We start from the raw sequence: 19,475 nt of genomic DNA, 5'->3' as shown, positions 1-19,475 counted from the left end.
TCAGTAGTTTCCTCCGCACCAACCGCTGCGAAGAGTTGAGTTCAATTAGCCCCATAAACGGCAAGTCAGAACCCCATCTCTGCGTACTTCCTGAAACGCTACAGGAAGGAAGTTTGACGCAAACACCCCTCTCGGCTGATGGTTGTTTTCATGGTAGTGCATTTGATTATCAAGTAATTGATAAAAATCTTATTAATTTCAATCAACAATCAGCTATTTAAATCGGAAGTAACAGATAGCAAGCAGGATCAGAAGATGTCAAACCAAACCATTTACCTTCCCAACTATACTGTTGGTGAAAATGCCTACGACAAAATTTCATATATCACCGCACCTTATGGCAACAAGGCCGTGGTTATTGGCGGTGAAATTGCGATGTCAAAAGCCAAGCACGCCCTTATTGATGGGGTAGTAAACACCCCAGTCTCCTTGTTGGGATTTCTCTGGTATGGTGGTAACGCAACGATGGAAAATGTTCATCGTCTGCAAGCAGAAACTTTGGTGCAGGAAGCTGACATGCTGTTTGCCGTGGGTGGCGGTCGTGCTTGTGATACAGTCAAAGTATTAGGTGCGTTGCTGAACAAACCGGTTTTTACCTTTCCAACCCTTGCCTCAAACTGCGCGGCCTGCACCTCTTTGAGCGTGATCTATCACGAGGATGGCTCATTTAAGGATTATTCTTACCAAAATCATCCACCACTACATACGTTTATCAATACCAAGATTATTGCCGAATCGCCTGCAGCGCTATTTTGGGCAGGCATCGGTGACGCGCTCAGTAAAGAATATGAAGTTGAATATAGCTGCCGCGAAAAGAACTTGTCACACCTGTCACTGTTGGGGTTGGGGATCGCCAAAACTTGTACTTCGCCGCTGTTACAACATGGCGAAAAAGCGCTGGATGACTGCCGCAATAACCGGGTGTCGGCCGAACTGGAAGAGGTGGTGCTGGACATCATTATGCTCACCGGCATTGTGTCCAACTGCACTGTGCATATCAGCGATCAGATTGCGCCAGCCGATCAATATTACTACAACAGCTCATTGGCACATTGTGTGTATTACGGCAGCTCGTTGATCCCGGCTTGTGAGTCCCATTTGCATGGCGAAATCGTCGCCTTTGGTGTGCTTTGCCTGCTGAAATACGACAACAATATTGACGAATTTGAACGTGTTCTCGCTTTCAATAAAGCGTTGGGACTGCCAACCACGATGGCAGATATTGGTTTGACCGAAGCTGACTTACCCGTTGTGGCTCACAAAGCGGCATCAGTGATTGAATGGCGCTACGCCCCAGGCAAACCAACCAAGGAAAAATTCATTGAGGCGATAGTAGAAACCGACCGTGTTGGACAAGCACATAAGTAACTAAAAGGCGTCGCAAGCTAATAGCGACGCCTTTGACTTTTCCACGGCTGCGGCTTACGCCGATAACGCTATAAAATTACGGTGCGCAGCAGACAGGGAAACATCATTTCGGTGTTTCCCTGTTGCTATGACTAGTAGTTGAAAATCACACTGAGTCTGGCAGTTGTGCCGCTGTAAAGATTATTCACGACCCGACTTTCTTCACCTTGATACGACCGGTCAGGCGTATTCAGCACATTATTCAACGCCAGGCGGGTACTCCATTGCTGGTCAAAGTGCCAGGTAAATGACTGATTCCATACTAATACGGCTTCACGAATAGTATCTTGCGCTGCCGACTGCCCCACATCATCTACCGCCTTGCTCTGCCAGGAAAATTGCGAAGCGTACTGCCATTTTTCGTCCGCCAGCAGCAGGTTCAGCGCTAGCCGATGCTTAGCCCGTTCAGGCATGACAATCGTGCGATCGCCGAGGTTTGCCTCAGAATCTGAATAAACGTAGGAAAGTTGAACATCCGCAGATGCAACGACCGGGAAATCAAAGCCGTATGACCAAAAGGCTTGAAGCCCGCGGATATAACCATCCTTACCATTTTCGACCCGCGTGACATCGTAAACGATACCGTCCAATGCTTCGGTGGTGACAGAGTCATAAAAGAAGTTCGAGACCTCATTGTAATAAGCCCCAGCAACTAACTGACCCTCATCGGCATATTGGTATTCAAACCCGGCATACACATTACGAATGGAGGTTGCTTCCAGATCAGGCGACCCTTCGCTGATCTCACGTGTTGGCTGGTTGATACGACGATAGCGTACAGTATCGTAATACTGTGGTCGCATCAGCTGCTCGAAGTACGCCATTTTTAGCTTCAGATCTGCATTAACCTTGTAGCGCAATTCCAGCGATGGCAATACATGTTGGTAACTGTTTTCCCCCTCCACAAATGCCGCATCAAAACTGTCAAAGGTCTCTGCAACGGTTTCGCCATTTAACGTCAGACTGGTAATGGCTTCCCCTTCCGAGGTGATGTCCATTTCTGGAGGACCACTGACAGCGCCGCGCGTATTGGTCTTAGTGCGTTCAACGCGTAACCCCATACGCCAAAACCAATTATTCAGCTGTTGATAAGCGTTAACATAGGCTGAACCCACCGTTTCTTCGCTGGTGTAGAGATTCTGAATCGACTGCAGAAATGATTGTTCCAAATCCAGTGCAAACTGGCTACTTTGGTTTGCCTGAAAGTACGCCTGACTCTGAGCGTAATCCAGCGCTGTCGGCAACAGGTAGTCACCATTCATAATAGAGATTGCGCCGTTGTTGCCAATCACATCCTGCAAATTAAAGCTGTCGGATGTTGCATTATAAACCAATGTTTCGTTTACGTTATTTCGCTTTTTATTGCGCCAGTCAACCCCAGCCCCTACCCAGACAACCTTGTCGGCCAAGGTAAGTTTACGATCCCAATCGACAATAAACGCATAATCTGTATCAGTAGTCGTCGTGAGCGAAGGTCGATAATTGGCAAAGACGGAATTGCTCACGTCATATAAATCGATATTACCGGCTATCGATTCCGGCAAATAACGGTTGTCGATGTTATAGCTGGACGAGACATTTTTGTCGATGAAGTTCCAGGGTTGCCACAGCACCCGGTTCACCCAGTGACTGTAATACATCCCCACTTCAGTAGAACCGTTTTCGCCATCGATAGATAAGTCGAGGCGGTGACGATTGATGTCACGGGCGGTTTGGGTTTGATGGAAGTAACGACGTAATTGGCTAGAGGCGATAGATGCCTCACTGATGGTACTGCCATCACTGCCAAGGACTGCATCACTGACACTACCGACACCATTTTGAAATTCCAGACGGTCGCGTGTCGAGGTGTCATCGTAGTTCGTCGACATGCCTTCATAGGTTAATCGGACATTGTCTTGTAGTGTGTAATCAGCACGCCAGCGCATATCTAAACTGGTAGTGTCGAAGGTGTCGCGGCTATAGCGCGGAAAACCCAGCAGCATAGTATCTTTGTCGGATAATGCCGGTTCACTGACCGCCAGCCATCTTGCCTGATATAAATCGACGATGCGCTTAGAGGCATTTTGCTGGACTTGAAACTGCAGACTTAACGGGCCAAAACTCTTCGCCAGATCCAGACTGCCTCCGGGGACCACATCTTCAGCGATGTCCTGATAGTTAAGATTACCTTCTACTCTGATGCTGGATGCCTCTTTTGGCCCGGTTGGCAAACTGAACTGCGAGCGAAAATCGACACCTTCAGCATCTGAAGTCGCCCCATAAAAATCGCCCGGAGGCCCCATGGTCTGGTATTCAGAGGCGATCGGGTTGCGTTTCAATAAGATCCGGTCACGCTCACGTGAACTTTGATTGGTTGCATCTTCAGTGGACTTGCTGGCAGTTGTCGATTCCTCAGCATACGCAACCGACTGTGCCAACAAACATAGAACACAAACAGTTATCCGAGAAAACAGCAGGGATGTAACACAATTACTCGAAGGCTGAAGACCATTTTTGTCTGGTCGGGGTGCAGTAGTCATCAGGTACCTTAAAAAGAATAAAACACACAGCAAACTAATTAAGATTTAGATGCAAGGTAAGGGACTCAGCGTTGCTGATGTCCATATCGCCACGTAGTACGTGTTACGCGCGTAACCCTAAGCCATCGCATTCATCGATCAATGTTGTTGTTATGTATAGTTAAAATAATTTTATCGTTATATTTCACGCATATTTTTATGGTTAACGTCTTCCAGCCATAATCCGGTTACCTGCCGTTAATAGCCCCCGTGGCAGACCGTGTGGAATACGGCCGTTAGTCTACTTTGATTAACCTTTCGTTGAAAATAGCTAACTAACCGTTAACAGTTTTTTCAATATTAAAAGTAAATTATCTACAAAAATTACATTACTTTTATGTGTATTTTTCAACCAATGAGGTTTATTCGGTAATGATTTTCAATCATTTTTAGTGATTTGTTAGTGGACAGCATGATGCAAAGGCACCATTGATATGATCGCTATCGGCGCAGCAGCATAGCTACGCAGTGAGTCGCCTAAAGAGATTTAGAGTGGACACGAGGCTAGAAAAAAGGGGACAGAGAACTGTCCCCAAAAGTTAAGTGTGAGTATTAACGTGTTAACGCATATCAAACAACATGGTGTGGCGCTTAAATTGCCACGGATGCCGGTTTGGCATTCTCTACTGCACTGCGCAGACGCGCTTTCAGATCCTGATAGATCTGTTCAGCATGGTTCTCTGCCCAGCTCTGGTCGCCAATCGAACTCAGGGTAACCGCACAGTACTTGGTCTCAGGCGTGTTAGTAACCGGGTCCATATTTTCCTGTGTCAGTTCGTTACAAGCACCGACCCACCATTGGTAAGTCATGTACACTGCCCCACGATTGACGCGTTCGTTAAAGTTAGCACGGGTAATGACCTTGCCGCGACGTGACTCAACCCATACCAGCGCCTGATCCTTAATCCCCAGTTGCCGTGCATTATCCGGATGGATCTGTACAAAACCGGGTTCATCCGCCAGCGCTTTCAGGGCCGCACAGTTACCGCTCATAGAACGGCAAGAGTAATGACCAACCTCACGCACGGTACTCAGTACCAGCGGATAATCCGGCGTTGTCAGCTCGCCCGGTTTACGCCACTCGTGAGTCAGCAGTTGCCCTTTTCCAGAGGGCGCTGCGGTGAACTTCAGATCTGTGTACAGTATCGGAGTACCTGGGTGATCCAAGGTCGGACATGGCCACTGAATATGCCCCAGTTCGCCCATCTTCTCGTAGGTCACACCGTAGTACATCGGACACAGCCCTCTGAGTTCGTCCCAGATCTGCTGATCGTTATCGTAGTGCATTGGGTAGCCCATCTCGGTGGCAATCAAGGAGATGATTTCCCAGTCACGTTTGACGTTGTACTTCGGTTCCACCGCTTTGTTGAAACGTTGGAAACCACGGTCGCAGCAGGTATAAACACCGCTATGCTCACCCCAGGAGGTCGCCGGCAGGATCACATCGGCCACTTCGGCGGTCTTGGTCATGAAGATGTCCTGAACCACCAGTAAGTCGAGCGCTTCTAGGCCCTTGCGAACCGAACTGCTATCGGCTTCGGTTTGCATCGGGTCTTCACCCATGATGTAGTAGGCTTTGACTTTACCTTCCATCGCCAAATGTGGAACCAGTGACAAACGCACCCCAGGCTGTGGATCCATCGTCGCCGGGTCGATACCCCAGGCTTTGGCGAATTTTTCGCGGATAGTTGGGTCAGCCACTGACTGATAGCCAGGGAACAGATCCGGCAGAGCCCCCATATCACAAGCGCCCTGAACGTTGTTTTGTCCACGCACAGGTGCCACGCCAGCCCCCTCGCGACCAAGATTGCCTGTCAGCAATGCCAACGCCGCCAGACTTTTCACTGTTTCAGTGCCCTGACCGAACTGAGTTACGCCCATGCCCCACATGATGACTGCAGATTCTGCACTGGCGTAGGTACGCATGGCTTGGCGAACTTGCTGCGCAGGCACACCGGTAGCGTCTTCTACCGCTTCAGGCGCATAATCCTTCACCACATCCCACAGGCCTTCAAAACCTTCGGTGTATTTGGCGACAAACTCTTTGTTGTACAGTTCTTCGTCAATCAGGGTGTAGATAAAGGCATTAATCAATGCCATGTTGCTGCCGTTATGTAACTGCAGGAACTGATCAGCAATACGTGCGGTTTCAATCTTGCGTGGGTCACACACTACGATTTTGGCGCCCTTCTGACGGGCTTTGACAATACGTCGTGCCACAATCGGATGAGAATCCGCACCGTTATAACCGAACACAAACAAACATTTTGAATTTTCAATATCGTCCAACGAGACGCTCATAGCGCCGTTGCCCAATGTAGCGCGCAGACCTGCGACGGATGGGCCGTGTCAGACACGTGCGCAACAATCGACGTTATTAGTGCCGATCACTGCGCGAGCAAATTTTTGCATGACATAGTTGGTTTCGTTACCAGTACCACGGGAAGAACCTGTAGTCATGATGGAACGCGGACCATACTTCTCTTTTATTTCTGAAAAACGTTTGGCGACGAATTTAATCGCTTCGTCCCAGGACACAGTTTCAAACGGCGCCCCTTTGCTGCGACGGATCATCGGCTCGCGCAGACGTGGTGTCAGCAGTTTGGTGTCATTGAGGAAGTCCCAGCCATAATAGCCTTTGAGACACAATTCCCCCTGGTTGGTGTAGCCATTTGCGGCCTCGGCGCGGATAATCTTGCCGTTATCCACCACCAGATTCATCTTGCATCCCGCTCCGCAATACGGGCATACAACGGTTGCTTTTTCCATAGTTATCTACCTTTACCAGCTTAAGAGTAGAGCTGAGCCCCGGCGTCCAGTGCGGCGCGGCGGCGTTTTTCTGCACTCATGGCCTCAAGTTCATTGCGGTCAATACATCTGAGTGCTTCTGTCGGACAAACTTCGATACAAGCCGGCCCTTGTGGGCGGGTGTAACAAAGGTCGCACTTGTTGGCCTGGGCTTTTTCGACCAGGACGTTAACGGCAGCGCCGGTATTGCGCACCACCGGATGAGTCACCACTTCCATAGCGCCGTAAGGACAAGCCACCACACAGGTTTTACAACCGATGCAGCGATCCTGCAGTACATGCACAAAGCCATGTTCGCGGCGGATAGCATTATTGGGACAAACGTTAGCGCAGGGAGCATCCTCACACTGGCGACAAGCTGTCGCGGTACTGATGTCGCCCCCTTTAACAACGTGGATACGGGGATTGAAGTTTACGGCGCTGACGCCGGTAACATCCCCGTCAGGGCGATGAGCAACAGCGCAGGCTACCTCACAGGTGCGGCAGCCGATACACTTGTTGGCATCAGCGAGAATAAAACGATTCATAATACTCTCCGGTTTTCCACAGGCTTATGTTGCCTGCTGTTACAAAGCACCTACACACTCTTGGCTCTAATACATATTTCAAGCCAACTATTTTTCCCAATTTAAAACATATAGTTAATTATAAATCGCAAGTTGCATTTGCCGTTTTACGACACTGTCGTCATGTCATTTCGACAGATTTGTCGACAATTTCAGCAGCATTCATCCGCGGCAGCCAATCGCGGGATCTGTCGCCAACTGCCATCAGCCAGTTGTCGATGCAGTGCAGAGACCGCCTGACTGACCGCCGCGGTCATTGGATAACAGAAGCCGACGATGTCTGGTTGGATGCCGATCATTACCACCTCTGCCACTGCGTCACGCAAATCATCAATCAGATAATTGAGTGGCATACTGTGAGTGCTCATCAGCATCATTTCGCCAATGCAGTCCGGGTCAACCTGACGAATCTCACCAGGATTGAGGCCCATCTCTGTGGCATCAACCACCACCAACAGTTCTGGAGCCAGATCGCGAATATGGACCGTTTCCGTTTCTGGGGCACTGCCGCCATCCACCACCTGCCAGCCATAAATCGGCCGGTCGACTAACTGCTGCGCCAGTAATGGACCGGCACCATCATCTCCCATCATGCTATTGCCAACACACAGCAGCACTTTTGCAGTGGCGATGTCGGTTTCCTGGCTTGCGTTAGTCATTGAGTCTCCTGACGATCAGGTGAATTGCAGGTTCGTTCTGGATCATTTCCAGCATGGTCATAAGTTGATCGCGCCAGTGCAGAATTTCGTTATCAACATCACCGCGCATAGCTGCCAGCCCTTCCGCCAGCATCACCACGTGACTACTGTTGATGACAATTTCACCGTACTTAGGAATGCCCGCCAGTTTCTGACGAGCTTGCTCGTCAGGAATGGCATCCAGCCATTCCTGATAACGCGCCATCGGACAAGTTAACGCCGGTTTAAAACAGTCAATCACCCCCAGATGATGGCCGATGGCCAGACCGTAATACACCAGTTGTTGCGACTCTGGTTTGGCATCCTTGTCATCGACAAACTTCTGATTGAGGATGAAAAAGGTGACCGATTCGCTCATGCCCGCAGTGCTCCTGTTACCTGTTGCAATTGACCCATGATCTCGCTCAACCGCGGATCGCTCTGTATCTTCAGATACTCAGCAACGGCGGTGTCACTGTCGGCTGTTACCAGCAGTTCCAGATATTGATCGGCAATCTGCCGACCATAGCGGTAACCTGCCAGTTCGCGCGCCTTGCGCTCTACTGCAACCCGGAGTTGTGGTGCCACTTGCGGATGGCGAAGCTGGGCTGGATGACTGTCGACAGCAGAAGGTTCACGGGCGTGAATTTTCTGTTCCAACAGTCCCAGAGCCATGGCGAAACCGTACAGGGTCGCCGCCGGTGTTGGCGGACAGCCGGGAATGTATACATCCACAGGTACGATTTTGTCGGTACCGCCCCAAACGCAGTAGAGATCATGGAAGATACCACCACTATTGCCGCAAGCGCCGTAGGAAACGATGATTTTGGGATCCGGCGCAGATTCATAGGCTCTTAAAGCTGGTACGCGCATAGCGCGAGTGACCGCGCCGGTGTACAACAGAATGTCGGCGTGGCGTGGCGACGGCACCACTTTGATGCCAAACCGCTCGGCATCAAACAAGGGGGAAATACTGGCAAAAATCTCAATTTCACAGCCGTTACACCCCCCGCAGTCAACACGATAAACATAGGCCGAACGCCCGATGTTTTTCAGCAGTGACGCTTTCATTTTGGCGATGCTTTCATCGACAGTCAGTGGTACCGGCATACCGTTGGCATCACGTGTGCCTGGTAAAGTTAAACTCATAGTACTGGCTCCCGTAATAACCGACTCAGATTGATCCGCTGTGACTGGGTAATATTGTGGGTGCGTTTGCAGTGCGGGCAGGTGTTAAGCTGTTGGTGCAATGCCTCACGATCTTCATACTGACCAGTTGCCATCAGCAGATCTTCGGCATATTGCAGCTCTTTGGCGACCGCAAAAGGCTTGCCGCAATCATGGCAATTGGCCAGTGGAAACGCCGATTTCTGGTACAGATCCTCTTTACGCCACACCGCAAGCTGTACCTCTTGTGTCAGTACAATCGCATGGGTCGGACAGACCTCTTCACAACGTCCGCAGAAAATGCAGCGGCCAAGGAACAACGACCATTCCTGCATGCCACTGGCGAGATTAGTCTGCACGGTCAGCGCATTGGCCGGACAAGCATTCATGCACGCCGAGCAGGCAATACACTGGGATGGATCTTGCTCCGGTTTACCGCGAAAATTCTTATCCACCTCTGGCGGGGTCAGCGGATCGCTGCCGGTAACCACTCCGGTTTGCAGCGCCTTTTTCAGATATTTCAGCATAATTGACTCCTTGGCAGACTACTTCAGCGGGGAATTGGTACGCTCGATGGCGTAACGTTCCACCTCTTTGTAGGACACGGTCTTGCTAGAGCGCTTATTGACGTCGACAAAAGTGACGCGGTCAGTGCAGGAGTAGCAAGGGTCGAGACTGCCGATGATCAGTGGGGCATCGGACACGGTATTACCCCGCAGCATGTAGCGCAGTGTCGTCCAGTTGGCGTAGGTCGCTGCCCGGCAACGCCAGCGGAACAGCTTCTGGTTATCGCCGGTCATACTCCAGTGGATATCATCGCCGCGTGGCGCTTCGGTAAAGCCCAGGGCAAATTTATGAGGTTGATAGGTAAAACCATCCACCTGCAGCGGCCCACCGGGCAGATTATCCAGACCGTAATCAATCATGTTGAGGCTGGTATAAACTTCATTGATGCGCACCTTAAGACGGGACAGCACATCACAGCCCTGTTCGCTGTGAACTTCCATGGGCAACAGACCGTAGCCTACAAACGGGTGATCAGCGCGGGCATCACGGGCATGGCCACTGGCGCGGACCATCGGGCCGACATTACTGAAATCACGGGCGATCTGTGGATCGAGGATGCCGACACCCACGGTGCGTTCTTCCATATTGGGCGTACTCAGCAGCACATCGACCAGATCGTTCACTTCGCGGCGCATCTCCTGCGCCAGCTTACGGGTAGCGATCATGTCATCTTTGAGCAGGTCACGGCGCACCCCACCAATCAGGTTCAGGCCGTAAGTCTTGCGCGAGCCAGTGAGGATCTCCGCCATTTTCATGGACACTTCACGCACGCGGAAGAACTGCATAAAACCGGAGTCAAAACCGGTGAAATGACAGGCCAAGCCGAGGTTTAACAAGTGGCTGTGCAAGCGTTCAACTTCCAGCAAAATAGCGCGGATCATCTGCGCCCGCGCAGGCACCTGGATCCCCAGCGAGTTTTCTACCGAGGTGGTGTAAGCGGTGCTATGGGCGAAACCGCAAATGCCGCAAACACGGTCTGACAGAAAGGTCACTTCGTTATAGCCCATACGGGTTTCTGCCAGTTTTTCCATGCCACGATGCACATAGAACAAACGGTAGTCTGCATCGACGATACGTTCACCATCGACAAACAGCCGGAAATGCCCCGGTTCGTCAGAGGTGACGTGCAACGGGCCAATCGGCACGATGCGGTTTTTATCGCTGCCCAGTTCGTTGATAAACGGATAGGTTTCACGATCAGTCGTCGGTGCAGGACGCTGCCGATAATCCATGCTGTCTTTACGCAGCGGGAACAGATCTTCCGGCCAGTCATCCGGCAGCACCAGGCGTCGCTCATCCGGTAAACCTACCGGCCGCAGACCGTACATATCACGGACTTCACGTTCACCCCAGACGGCAGCAGGAACACGCGGGGTCACTGCGGGATATTCGAGAGTGTTGGCATCTACCAGCACTTTCACCACAATCCAGCACTTCTCGCCCTCTTCCATCGACAGCACGTAATACACGGCGTAATGGCCATTCAAGCTGCGTTCATCATTGCCGAACAGCACACTCAGCCAGCCACCCTGGCGGTAATACAGAAATTCTACAATTTCAGGCAAAAAACCGGTTTTGACGGTAATGGTGACCTGGTCCTGAGTCTGTCTTTCCTCTTCCAGAATGGCATGGGGAAACTGTGCTCTGACCCGGGCCAGATAACCGGCGGCCTTATGGGCGGCATTGGCAACAGTATTTTGATTAGTCACGGTACATCTCCTGCTGGGAAGGGGTGGATTGAGAAGCAGTAGTGCTGATGGAGTTAGTGCTGGGCATGGCTGGCAGTGACAACGCCCGCAGCTCAGCCTCACCCGCTTCATCGCCGTTCAGCACAATCGTGGTAGCTTGTTGCAACAACTGTGTCACCGGCTGTGGAATATGAGTTCCCATCAGTAGCATCAGTGCCAACAACACCGCCAGCGGCGCAGTGGTCAGCAAACCGAGTTCGCCTTTACTGACGTTGTCCGGCTGTTTGCCCAACACCGACATCACCACCATACGTACCAGCCCGGCCAACACCACCGTCAGCAAGGCCAGCAGCAGCAATACCAGCCACAGATGACCGGCATGGATCCCAGCAGTCACTGTCATAAACTCGCTGAGGAATACGTTGAATGGCGGCATGCCACCGAGCGCCAGTGCACCACCAGCCAATAAAGCCCCGGAGAATGGCGCCACCCGCAGCAACCCTTTGACGGCGTTCATATCGCGGGTGCCATATTTCAACAGCACGTTACCAGAACCACAGAACAACAAGGTTTTGGCCAAGCTATGGTTAAGCGTGTGCAGCATGGCTGCCAGAATACCCAGCGGGCCACCGATGCCCAGCGCTACGGCAATCAACCCCATGTTTTCCACACTGGAATAGGCCAACAGCCGTTTCATATCGCGCTGTACCAGAATGAGGAAGGCGGCGACGGCGACGGATAAGAAGCCAAACACCAGCAACAGCCGTTGCGGAAATTCAGTACCGATGGCGGCGCTAATCAGAATGTAGTAACGCACAATCACCAGTAAGGCACAGTTCAGCAACACCGCAGACAGCAACGCACTGGTAGGGCTTGGCGCTTCACTGTGTGCATCCGGTAACCAGGCGTGCATCGGGAACAATCCGGTTTTGGTTCCAAAACCGATCAGCACGAAAATAAACGCCAGATGCATCAACGTGCTATCCAGTTCACCCGCATGTTTCAACACTTCGGTCCAGAAAATCGCATCGCCGGGATGGGGCATCACGTTGGCCGCATTGGAGTACACCAATACCGTACCATAGAGGCCGAACGCCACGCCGACGGTACAGATGATGATGTATTTCCAGGCGGCTTCCAGTGACGACTGCTGGCCATAAAGCCCCACCAGAAATGCAGAACTGAGCGTGGTAGCCTCAATCGCTGCCCACATCACAATCAGGTTATTGCTGGTGATCACCAACAGCATGGTGAACAGAAACAGCTGGAAAAAGCCGTAGTAGCTGCAAAGTGAGCCAACACTGACTTCACCATCAGCGACTTCGTGATTCATATAGCCGACGGAGTAAATACCGGTGATAAAGCCAACGATACCGAGGATCGCCAGAAATAGCGCACTCAGACCATCGAGATGCAACCAGTTATTGGCAGCGAGTAGCTCACCCTGACGATAGACCGTCCACACCGCCGCCAATGCAGTCACCAGCAGTAAGCTACTCCCAATAACATGCAATAGCGTCACCAGCTTTTGCGCACCATCGCCTGACAGCCGACAGGCAAATGCCAGCACCGATGTCACTAATGGAATCGCCAGCAGGGTGATAAAAAGCTCCAATGTATCCATGTCGTTCACCCTTTCAATGAGATCAGTTGCTGAACATCAAGCGTGTTCATGGTGCGGTAAATACGTCGTGCCATCAGCGCCATGATGATCACCGCAAATATGGCGTCAGTGGCGATGCCGATTTCCACCAGTTCCGGAGCCCCATGAGCCAACAGCGCCAGTGTCAGATGCGCGCCATTCTCCATCAGGCAATAACCGAACACCTGTTTGAGGATGTTGCGCTGGCTGACAATGCACAGCAGCCCGATAAGAAAGTGCCCCAGCGATACCGCCAGCACCGGTTTCAGTTCGGTCAGCATTGGCAGTTGCACCGGCTGCACCGCAAAATAGCTCACCAGCACAATCGCGGCGGCGATCATGAACAGTGCTGCGGTACCAACAACACCGCCATCGGCTTTGGGATCGGCCAGTTTGCAAAAGGCGCGATACATGATCAGCGGCACCAGCACCACCTTGGTGACAAAGGCGCTGATAGACCACAGATACAACTCATGAGCGCCAAACATATTCGCCAACGTGATAAAGATGCCGACCAGCACCAGCGATTGCAGTGCATACAAACCGGCAGATAGCGTCGGCTTTTTCGCGGCAATCACCAGCATGGAGGTGACAATCATCAGTCCGGCGAGGTTATTGACAAGCAAGGTTCCAGTCATATGATTTCCTCCCTTACGCCAGCCAGGTTGCCGCAATAACGCTGGAGATCAGCGACATCACAATCAACACCACCAGCACTATCTTCATCGACATTGGCACTGCTGAAGCATTGGCCACTTCTTCGGATGGTGCGCCGGGCACCGTGCGACCGAACCACAGTAACAACCAGGCAAAACTGGCAACTGATTCAATCAGCGCAATGATCAGTAGCGGCAATAACCACCAATGTGCCTGGCTCAACTCGAAACCCGCAGCAAACAGCGGGAATTTGCTGAAGAAGCCATTAAAGGGTGGCACCCCGGCAATCGCCATTGCAGCAACACAGAAACCAATGCCCAACAGTGGCATACAGCGCAACAGACCTTTCAACCGTGGCAGCATACGGGTACCACAGGCATAACTGAGGGCACCGGCCACCAGGAAGAACAGACTCTTGGCATAAGCATGGTTAAAGATGTAAGCAATACCGGCATCGAAGGCCATTTTTGAATTGAAAATGGACAGTGACAGCGCGAGGAAGATGTAAGACAGCTGTGCGATAGTGGAATAGGCCAGCAGACGCTTCATATCTTTCTGCGGCAGATACATCAGGAAGCCATACACCATCGTGATGGTCGCCATTACCGCCCCGACCACGCCGATTTCGTGAGGCACAGTGCCAGCAGACATAATGGCGCGGGCAAAGATGTAAACGCCCACTTTCACCATCGAGGCCGCATGCAAATAAGCACTGACCGGTGTCGGCGCTTCCATTGCATCAGGCAACCACATATGCAGTGGCAGTTGCGCCGATTTACCCCAGGCCGCAAACAATACGCCACCGAATACCACCAGCTTGTCGGCATCACTGAGCTGACTGATTGCAGTCAACTCGAAAGTGCCAGTTTTAGCGAACAGCCAGGCCGCCGCCAGATACAGGCCAACAGATGCGATGTGAGTCACCAATAACGCTTTCAAGGCCGAACGCAATGATTTGGGACTCTGGTAGTAACCAATCAGCCCCCAGGAACAACCGCCAGTGATTTCGAAAAACAGCAGTTGTCCGAGGATAGTGGACGACAGGGTCAGGCCAGCCATCGCGCCGATGAAGATCAACAAAAACGCATAATAGCGATTACTGCCTTCATGGGGATGTTCCCGGTTGCCAGTGGTGAGATAACCACAGGAATAAAGGCTGATTAGGAAGCCGAGGGACACCACAGCGAAACCAATCAACAGACTGACGCGATCCATCACAAAACCAAACAGCTGGGTATGCCCGTAACTGTACAGGGTGAACGTCACATCGGTTTTACCGCTGTCCAGATAGGCATAGGCCAGAGCCGCCATACCCAAAGTGGCCAGCAGCGCGAACAGCGTGCACAGCACTTTGGCGTGTCGCTGTGGCATCAGCGCGATCAACAGTGCGCCAATAAATGGCAGCAGCATGGTCGCAAGCGCAATATTCTCCATAAGAATGCTGACTCCTTATAGCCCGGTCAGATAGAACATGAACGCCAGCGCTGCAACGCCGAAGCCCATCCAGGTCACTCGTCCGGTCAACAGGAAACGACCACGGGCAAGCGTGTTTTCAATCACCGCTGCAACTACAAACACCAGCACCAGTTTGACCACAAAGGCCAAGGTCCCCAGCAACATGCTGGCAACCGTGATAGAGTCTGCTTTGCCAAACGGTACAAAGATGGCGAGAAACAGCCCGGCGACCACCACCTGCTTGAGGCTGATGCCCCATTTCACCAGCGCCAGACCGGCACCGGAGTATTCAGATAGCGGACCTTCTTGCAGTTCCTGCTCGGCTTCGGCCACATCGAACGGGATTTTGCCCATCTCGATAAATACCGCGAAGGCGCACGCCAGCAAGGCCATCGCCGTCGCGGTGGGGGCGGCCCATGGCTGCGACGCCAGGGTGCTGCTGATATTGCTGATATTGGTAGAACCCACTATCAGCGCCACCACCAGCAGCCCCAACATCAAAATAGGTTCCACCAGAATACCCAGCGTCAGCTCGCGGCTGGCGCCAATACCGGCAAAAGTGCTGCCAGAGTCGAGCCCTGCCAGTGAGAAGAAAAAGCGGAAAATCGCAAACAGATACAGCAGAGTGATCACATCTCCCCCCGCCGCCATTGGCGATGCTTGTGTCGCCACTGGTAGCGTCATGGCCACCAGCAGCATGGTGCCAAGCAGCACGAATGGCATCACCCGAAATACCCCACCACAGTGACTGGGAGCCACTTCCTGACGGGTCAGCAATTTCAGAATGTCGCGGTATTCCTGCAACACACCAGGACCTTTGCGACAGTGCATCTTGGCACGGATCACCCGCGACAAACCGGATAGCAGTGGCGACACAGCCATTAACAGCACGGCTTGCAGCAGCCCCGCAACCAGTGCCAATACCAAGGAATTTTGCATCATCATCCTCTACTCCTTAGGCCATGGTGACGATCAGCAGCACAACCAGTGCCGCGACCACATACAAGCAGTAGGCACGGAAATCGCCATACTGGATCCACTGCACCAAACGACTGAGTCGCTGCACACCATTAACTACCGGCAACACCAGATGTTCGTCCCATACCGGCTCCACCTTGATGGCAGCGTCAGTGGTAACATCCAGTGAACGTTGCAACATGGGCGCTGGATCGAGCGTTTTGCGCAGGCGATAAAGCGGTGCGAACAACACCCGCAACGGCTGCGCAAAACTCCCCGCAGACAAGGCCATTGGTGCCTCATAGCCATAGCCACAAGCCCAAGGTGTCCCGCGGCGGGTAAAGCGCAGCCGATCACTGCCACCCTTGACGCTGTAAATCATCAGCGGCAGCAACGGTAGTGCCAGCAACAGGATAAATAGCAATGGCGGATTGAGGCTGGTTTGTGCTGCATCACCTGGGAATACGCTGGTGCCACTGGCCATTGTTACAGCCGGGGCGTGGCTTAATTGCGCGGCAATATTGGTGAGCACCGGTGCGATAGCAGAGGCTCCGACACCCAACAGTACACAGAGGATCGCCAGCAACCACATGGCGCTGGTCATGCTGAATGGCACTTCGCGGGCATTCGCCGCTTTTTCGCTGCGCGGTGCGCCACAGAAGCAGATGCCATACACTTTGACAAAGCACATAGCAGCCAACGCGCCGGTAATCGCCAACATCACGATGGCGGCTGGCCCTGCCAATTTTAGGCCCACACTGCCGTCGTGGCTCATAGTGAACAGGGACTGATATGTGAACCACTCACTGACAAATCCGTTCAGTGGCGGCAGTGCGGAAATCGCCATACAGCCGATGAGGAACGCCACCGCAGTGCGCGGCATCAGTTTGGCAAGTCCTCCCATCTGCTCCATATCCTTGGTGTGAGTGCGGTAGATAACGGCCCCGGCACCGAGGAATAACAAGCCTTTAAACAGCGCATGGTTGATCAGGTGATACAGACCACCCAGCAATCCCAGCAGCGCTAGCAATGGGTGGTGGGTTGCAATGCCGATCATCCCGGCCCCCACGCCCATCAGGATAATGCCAATATTTTCAACGGTGTGATAAGCCAGCAGGCGTTTGATATCGTGCTCTGCCAGTGCATACAGCACCCCCAACACGGAAGAAACGGCCCCGAATGCCAGCACCACGATGCCCCACCACATTTCGGTTGCACCGAGCAAATCGATGCCCACCTTGATGATGCCAAAAATCCCGATCTTCACCATCACCCCGGACATCAATGCCGATGCATGCGATGGTGCCGCCGGGTGAGCGCGTGGTAACCAGCCGTGCAGCGGTAGCATCCCAGCCTTGGCACCAAAGCCAAAGAACGCCAGCAAGAACACCGCCGAGGCTTCACCGACCGGCAAATGCGCGTCACGGAAAGCGGAGAAATCCAGACTACCGGCATGACGGTACAGCAGGAAGAAGCCAAGCATGATCAGCACAGAACCGGCATGGGCGATAAAGAAGTACAACAACCCGGCCCCCACCGCTTCATCATCCTGCTCGGAGATCACCAGGAAGTAAGAACTGAGCGACATCGCTTCAAACAACACGATGAAATAGAAGGCGTTGTCCACCGCGACTAGCGCGACCATGGACGCGATAAACAGATTCATAAAGAATCCCATCGCCCAGGCACCTTTACCGCGGTATTCCTGCAGATAAGAGAATGAATAGAGAGAAGTCACCACCACCAGGAGGGAGATCACCAGCACCATAAATGCTGCCAGCATATCCAGTCGCAGTGTCAAATGAGCAAAAGCAGCAAATGGACCGGCGTAATCAGCGGTAATAACGCCACCATCAAGCAACACCGGCAGCGCCGCAATCACGCCACAGACGCCGCCTACCAATGACAGCCCACCACTGACTCGAATCGCCAAGGCTTCGTTACGACAAAGCAATAGTGACAACAGTGCGCCAATCATATACAGCGCTAACGACAGACCCAACCAACATAAAGGCGTCATCATAATTTATGTTCCCCTTCAGTTGCGGCCACAATAGCGCCATTGGCAGCTTGCTCATGCCAGTCACCGGGATTAGGCATCGCCGCTAACTGCCGTTTACGCGCCGAGGCTTTATCGAGCGCCTCACTGCTCACCATCACAATTGCGCCGGTCAGACAGGTCTCAATACAAGCGGGACCTTCAGGACGGAAACTGCACAGATCGCATTTCACCGCCACAGCACGGACCCCGGTACGCCAATCCAGTAACGGACTGACCGCAGAAGGTGAACGCGGTGCTGCAGCAGCCAACGGGGTACAGACGTCATCCGGAATATCCAGTGGCTTGGAACCACTGAGGGTAATGGCACCGAACGGACAGGCAATGGCACACAATTTACAGCCAATACATAAGCTTTCATTGAGTACTATGGCTTCATCCTCACGGCGGATAGCGTTAACGGGACACACAGCGGCGCAGGGGGCATCCTCGCACTGATGGCACATTTGCGGCGCCGATTCCTCGGTACTCCGCATCACCACCAGTCTTGGCTCGGTCTGCAACCCTTGTTGCCGGTGTGCCTCTGAACACGCCGCCATGCAGGTATTGCAGCCGATGCATAGTTGCGGATCGGCAATGACAAAACGGTTCATATACTCTCTCTAAGCACGTGATCCCACCTTGAGCCCATTTCGTCACTTTTGACGACGGCACTGCCAGTGGCAGATCTGTCGACACCTGTAACCATGAGCCAAAAACCGGGACAACTTCCCATGAAACGGGGCGTTACACTGTGTCTGGCGTATTTGGCAAGCCATCTGCCTGTAACCCCAGCACCTAACACTCCGGTTAAGCGATCACCCAAGACGGCTGATCAATGTCCCTAGAGAGCATTTTCTGTGCCAATTTCTAAAAATATTTTTAAATCGTTTAAATTCAATAAATTAAAAATATTTTTACTTAAAATAATGGATATAAACCGTATCGACACCCGCGTAATTCGACAGTAATGCCATATCGCCGTAACCCGGCATTAACACTGCTTGTCTGGCTGGCACTGTTCTTGCTCGCAATTAACAACACGAGTAGTGAGTCATCGGATGATGGATAGCCAAAGATGCGTAAAGTTTGGGGGCGTTAAAAAGACGGCAAATAACCGTTAACACTGTCGGCACGTGGCGTACCACACCAGAGTATTGGTTTCGACAACAACGCAAATTGGGGATTATGCCAGTAACAACAATTTAGCTAACTTACTGCTTTAAAAATAAAAATAGCGAGTGCGCGGGACAGACATGGCAATTGCGTTAACCACCGCCAAGGA

Annotated in this window: 15 protein-coding genes; 1 reads left to right on the top strand and 14 read right to left on the bottom strand. The window is 52.2% G+C overall.

Annotated elements, in window-relative coordinates:
• Positions 1-255 precede the first annotated feature (255 nt).
• Positions 256-1,368, top strand: a complete 1,113-nt coding sequence (locus PY479_RS00930; RefSeq protein WP_212595728.1) for an iron-containing alcohol dehydrogenase family protein — start codon at positions 256-258, stop codon at positions 1,366-1,368.
• A gap of 131 nt (positions 1,369-1,499) precedes the next feature.
• Here PY479_RS00930 and PY479_RS00925 read toward each other — a convergent pair whose 3' ends face one another.
• The 14 genes from PY479_RS00925 to PY479_RS00860 all read right to left on the bottom strand — a co-directional run bounded on the left by PY479_RS00925 (position 1,500) and on the right by PY479_RS00860 (position 18,804).
• Entirely contained in the window at positions 1,500-3,827 is a 2,328-nt protein-coding gene (locus tag PY479_RS00925) for an outer membrane beta-barrel protein (protein WP_275482561.1), read from the bottom strand.
• 732 nt (positions 3,828-4,559) lie between these two features.
• Positions 4,560-6,737: a formate dehydrogenase subunit alpha gene (fdhF, locus tag PY479_RS00920; protein ID WP_275482560.1), complete on the bottom strand. Its 2,178-nt coding sequence runs from the start codon at positions 6,735-6,737 to the stop codon at positions 4,560-4,562.
• 20 nt (positions 6,738-6,757) lie between these two features.
• Positions 6,758-7,303, bottom strand: coding sequence for an electron transport protein HydN (gene hydN / locus PY479_RS00915; protein ID WP_133039426.1), 546 nt, complete (start codon positions 7,301-7,303; stop codon positions 6,758-6,760).
• Between the two features lie 191 nt (positions 7,304-7,494).
• A complete protein-coding gene (gene hycI / locus PY479_RS00910) occupies positions 7,495-8,001 on the bottom strand; it encodes a hydrogenase maturation peptidase HycI (protein ID WP_275482559.1) in 507 nt (168 codons plus the stop codon).
• Positions 7,994-8,398 (bottom strand): formate hydrogenlyase maturation HycH family protein, encoded by a 405-nt coding sequence (locus PY479_RS00905; RefSeq protein ID WP_212595724.1) that lies wholly within the window; start codon positions 8,396-8,398, stop codon positions 7,994-7,996. Before PY479_RS00905 ends, hycI begins: the two co-directional genes overlap by 8 nt.
• A complete protein-coding gene (locus tag PY479_RS00900; protein ID WP_343377243.1) occupies positions 8,395-9,129 on the bottom strand; it encodes an NADH-quinone oxidoreductase subunit B family protein in 735 nt (244 codons plus the stop codon). The genes PY479_RS00905 and PY479_RS00900 overlap by 4 nt, the downstream gene beginning before the upstream one ends.
• Before the next feature lie 35 nt (positions 9,130-9,164).
• Positions 9,165-9,713 carry a formate hydrogenlyase complex iron-sulfur subunit gene (locus PY479_RS00895; protein ID WP_212595722.1) on the bottom strand — a complete coding sequence of 183 codons (549 nt, stop codon included), beginning with the start codon at positions 9,711-9,713 and terminating at the stop codon, positions 9,165-9,167.
• Positions 9,714-9,731: 18 nt separating this feature from the next.
• Positions 9,732-11,462 carry a hydrogenase large subunit gene (locus PY479_RS00890; RefSeq protein ID WP_275482557.1) on the bottom strand — a complete coding sequence of 577 codons (1,731 nt, stop codon included), beginning with the start codon at positions 11,460-11,462 and terminating at the stop codon, positions 9,732-9,734.
• Positions 11,455-13,065: a hydrogenase 4 subunit F gene (locus tag PY479_RS00885; RefSeq protein WP_275482556.1), complete on the bottom strand. Its 1,611-nt coding sequence runs from the start codon at positions 13,063-13,065 to the stop codon at positions 11,455-11,457. The genes PY479_RS00890 and PY479_RS00885 overlap by 8 nt, the downstream gene beginning before the upstream one ends.
• 5 nt (positions 13,066-13,070) lie before the next feature.
• Positions 13,071-13,721, bottom strand: a complete 651-nt coding sequence (hyfE, locus tag PY479_RS00880; protein WP_275482555.1) for a hydrogenase 4 membrane subunit — start codon at positions 13,719-13,721, stop codon at positions 13,071-13,073.
• Between the two features lie 13 nt (positions 13,722-13,734).
• Complete coding sequence (locus tag PY479_RS00875) at positions 13,735-15,174, bottom strand: hydrogenase 4 subunit D (protein ID WP_275482554.1); 1,440 nt, start codon at positions 15,172-15,174, stop codon at positions 13,735-13,737.
• Positions 15,175-15,189: 15 nt separating this feature from the next.
• Positions 15,190-16,140 carry a respiratory chain complex I subunit 1 family protein gene (locus PY479_RS00870; protein WP_275482553.1) on the bottom strand — a complete coding sequence of 317 codons (951 nt, stop codon included), beginning with the start codon at positions 16,138-16,140 and terminating at the stop codon, positions 15,190-15,192.
• A gap of 10 nt (positions 16,141-16,150) precedes the next feature.
• The gene (hyfB, locus tag PY479_RS00865) at positions 16,151-18,175 is read right to left on the bottom strand and encodes a hydrogenase 4 subunit B (protein ID WP_275482552.1); all 2,025 of its coding nucleotides are present in this window, start codon (positions 18,173-18,175) and stop codon (positions 16,151-16,153) included.
• Positions 18,172-18,804: a 4Fe-4S dicluster domain-containing protein gene (locus PY479_RS00860; RefSeq protein WP_343377241.1), complete on the bottom strand. Its 633-nt coding sequence runs from the start codon at positions 18,802-18,804 to the stop codon at positions 18,172-18,174. The genes hyfB and PY479_RS00860 overlap by 4 nt, the downstream gene beginning before the upstream one ends.
• Positions 18,805-19,475 lie beyond the last annotated feature (671 nt).

The sequence above is a fragment of the Shewanella sp. A32 genome, from assembly GCF_029167175.1.
Classification (GTDB): Bacteria; Pseudomonadota; Gammaproteobacteria; order Enterobacterales; family Shewanellaceae; genus Shewanella; species Shewanella yunxiaonensis.
Note: the sequence above shows the minus strand (reverse complement) of the source record. Positions and strands in the feature narration are given on the sequence as shown.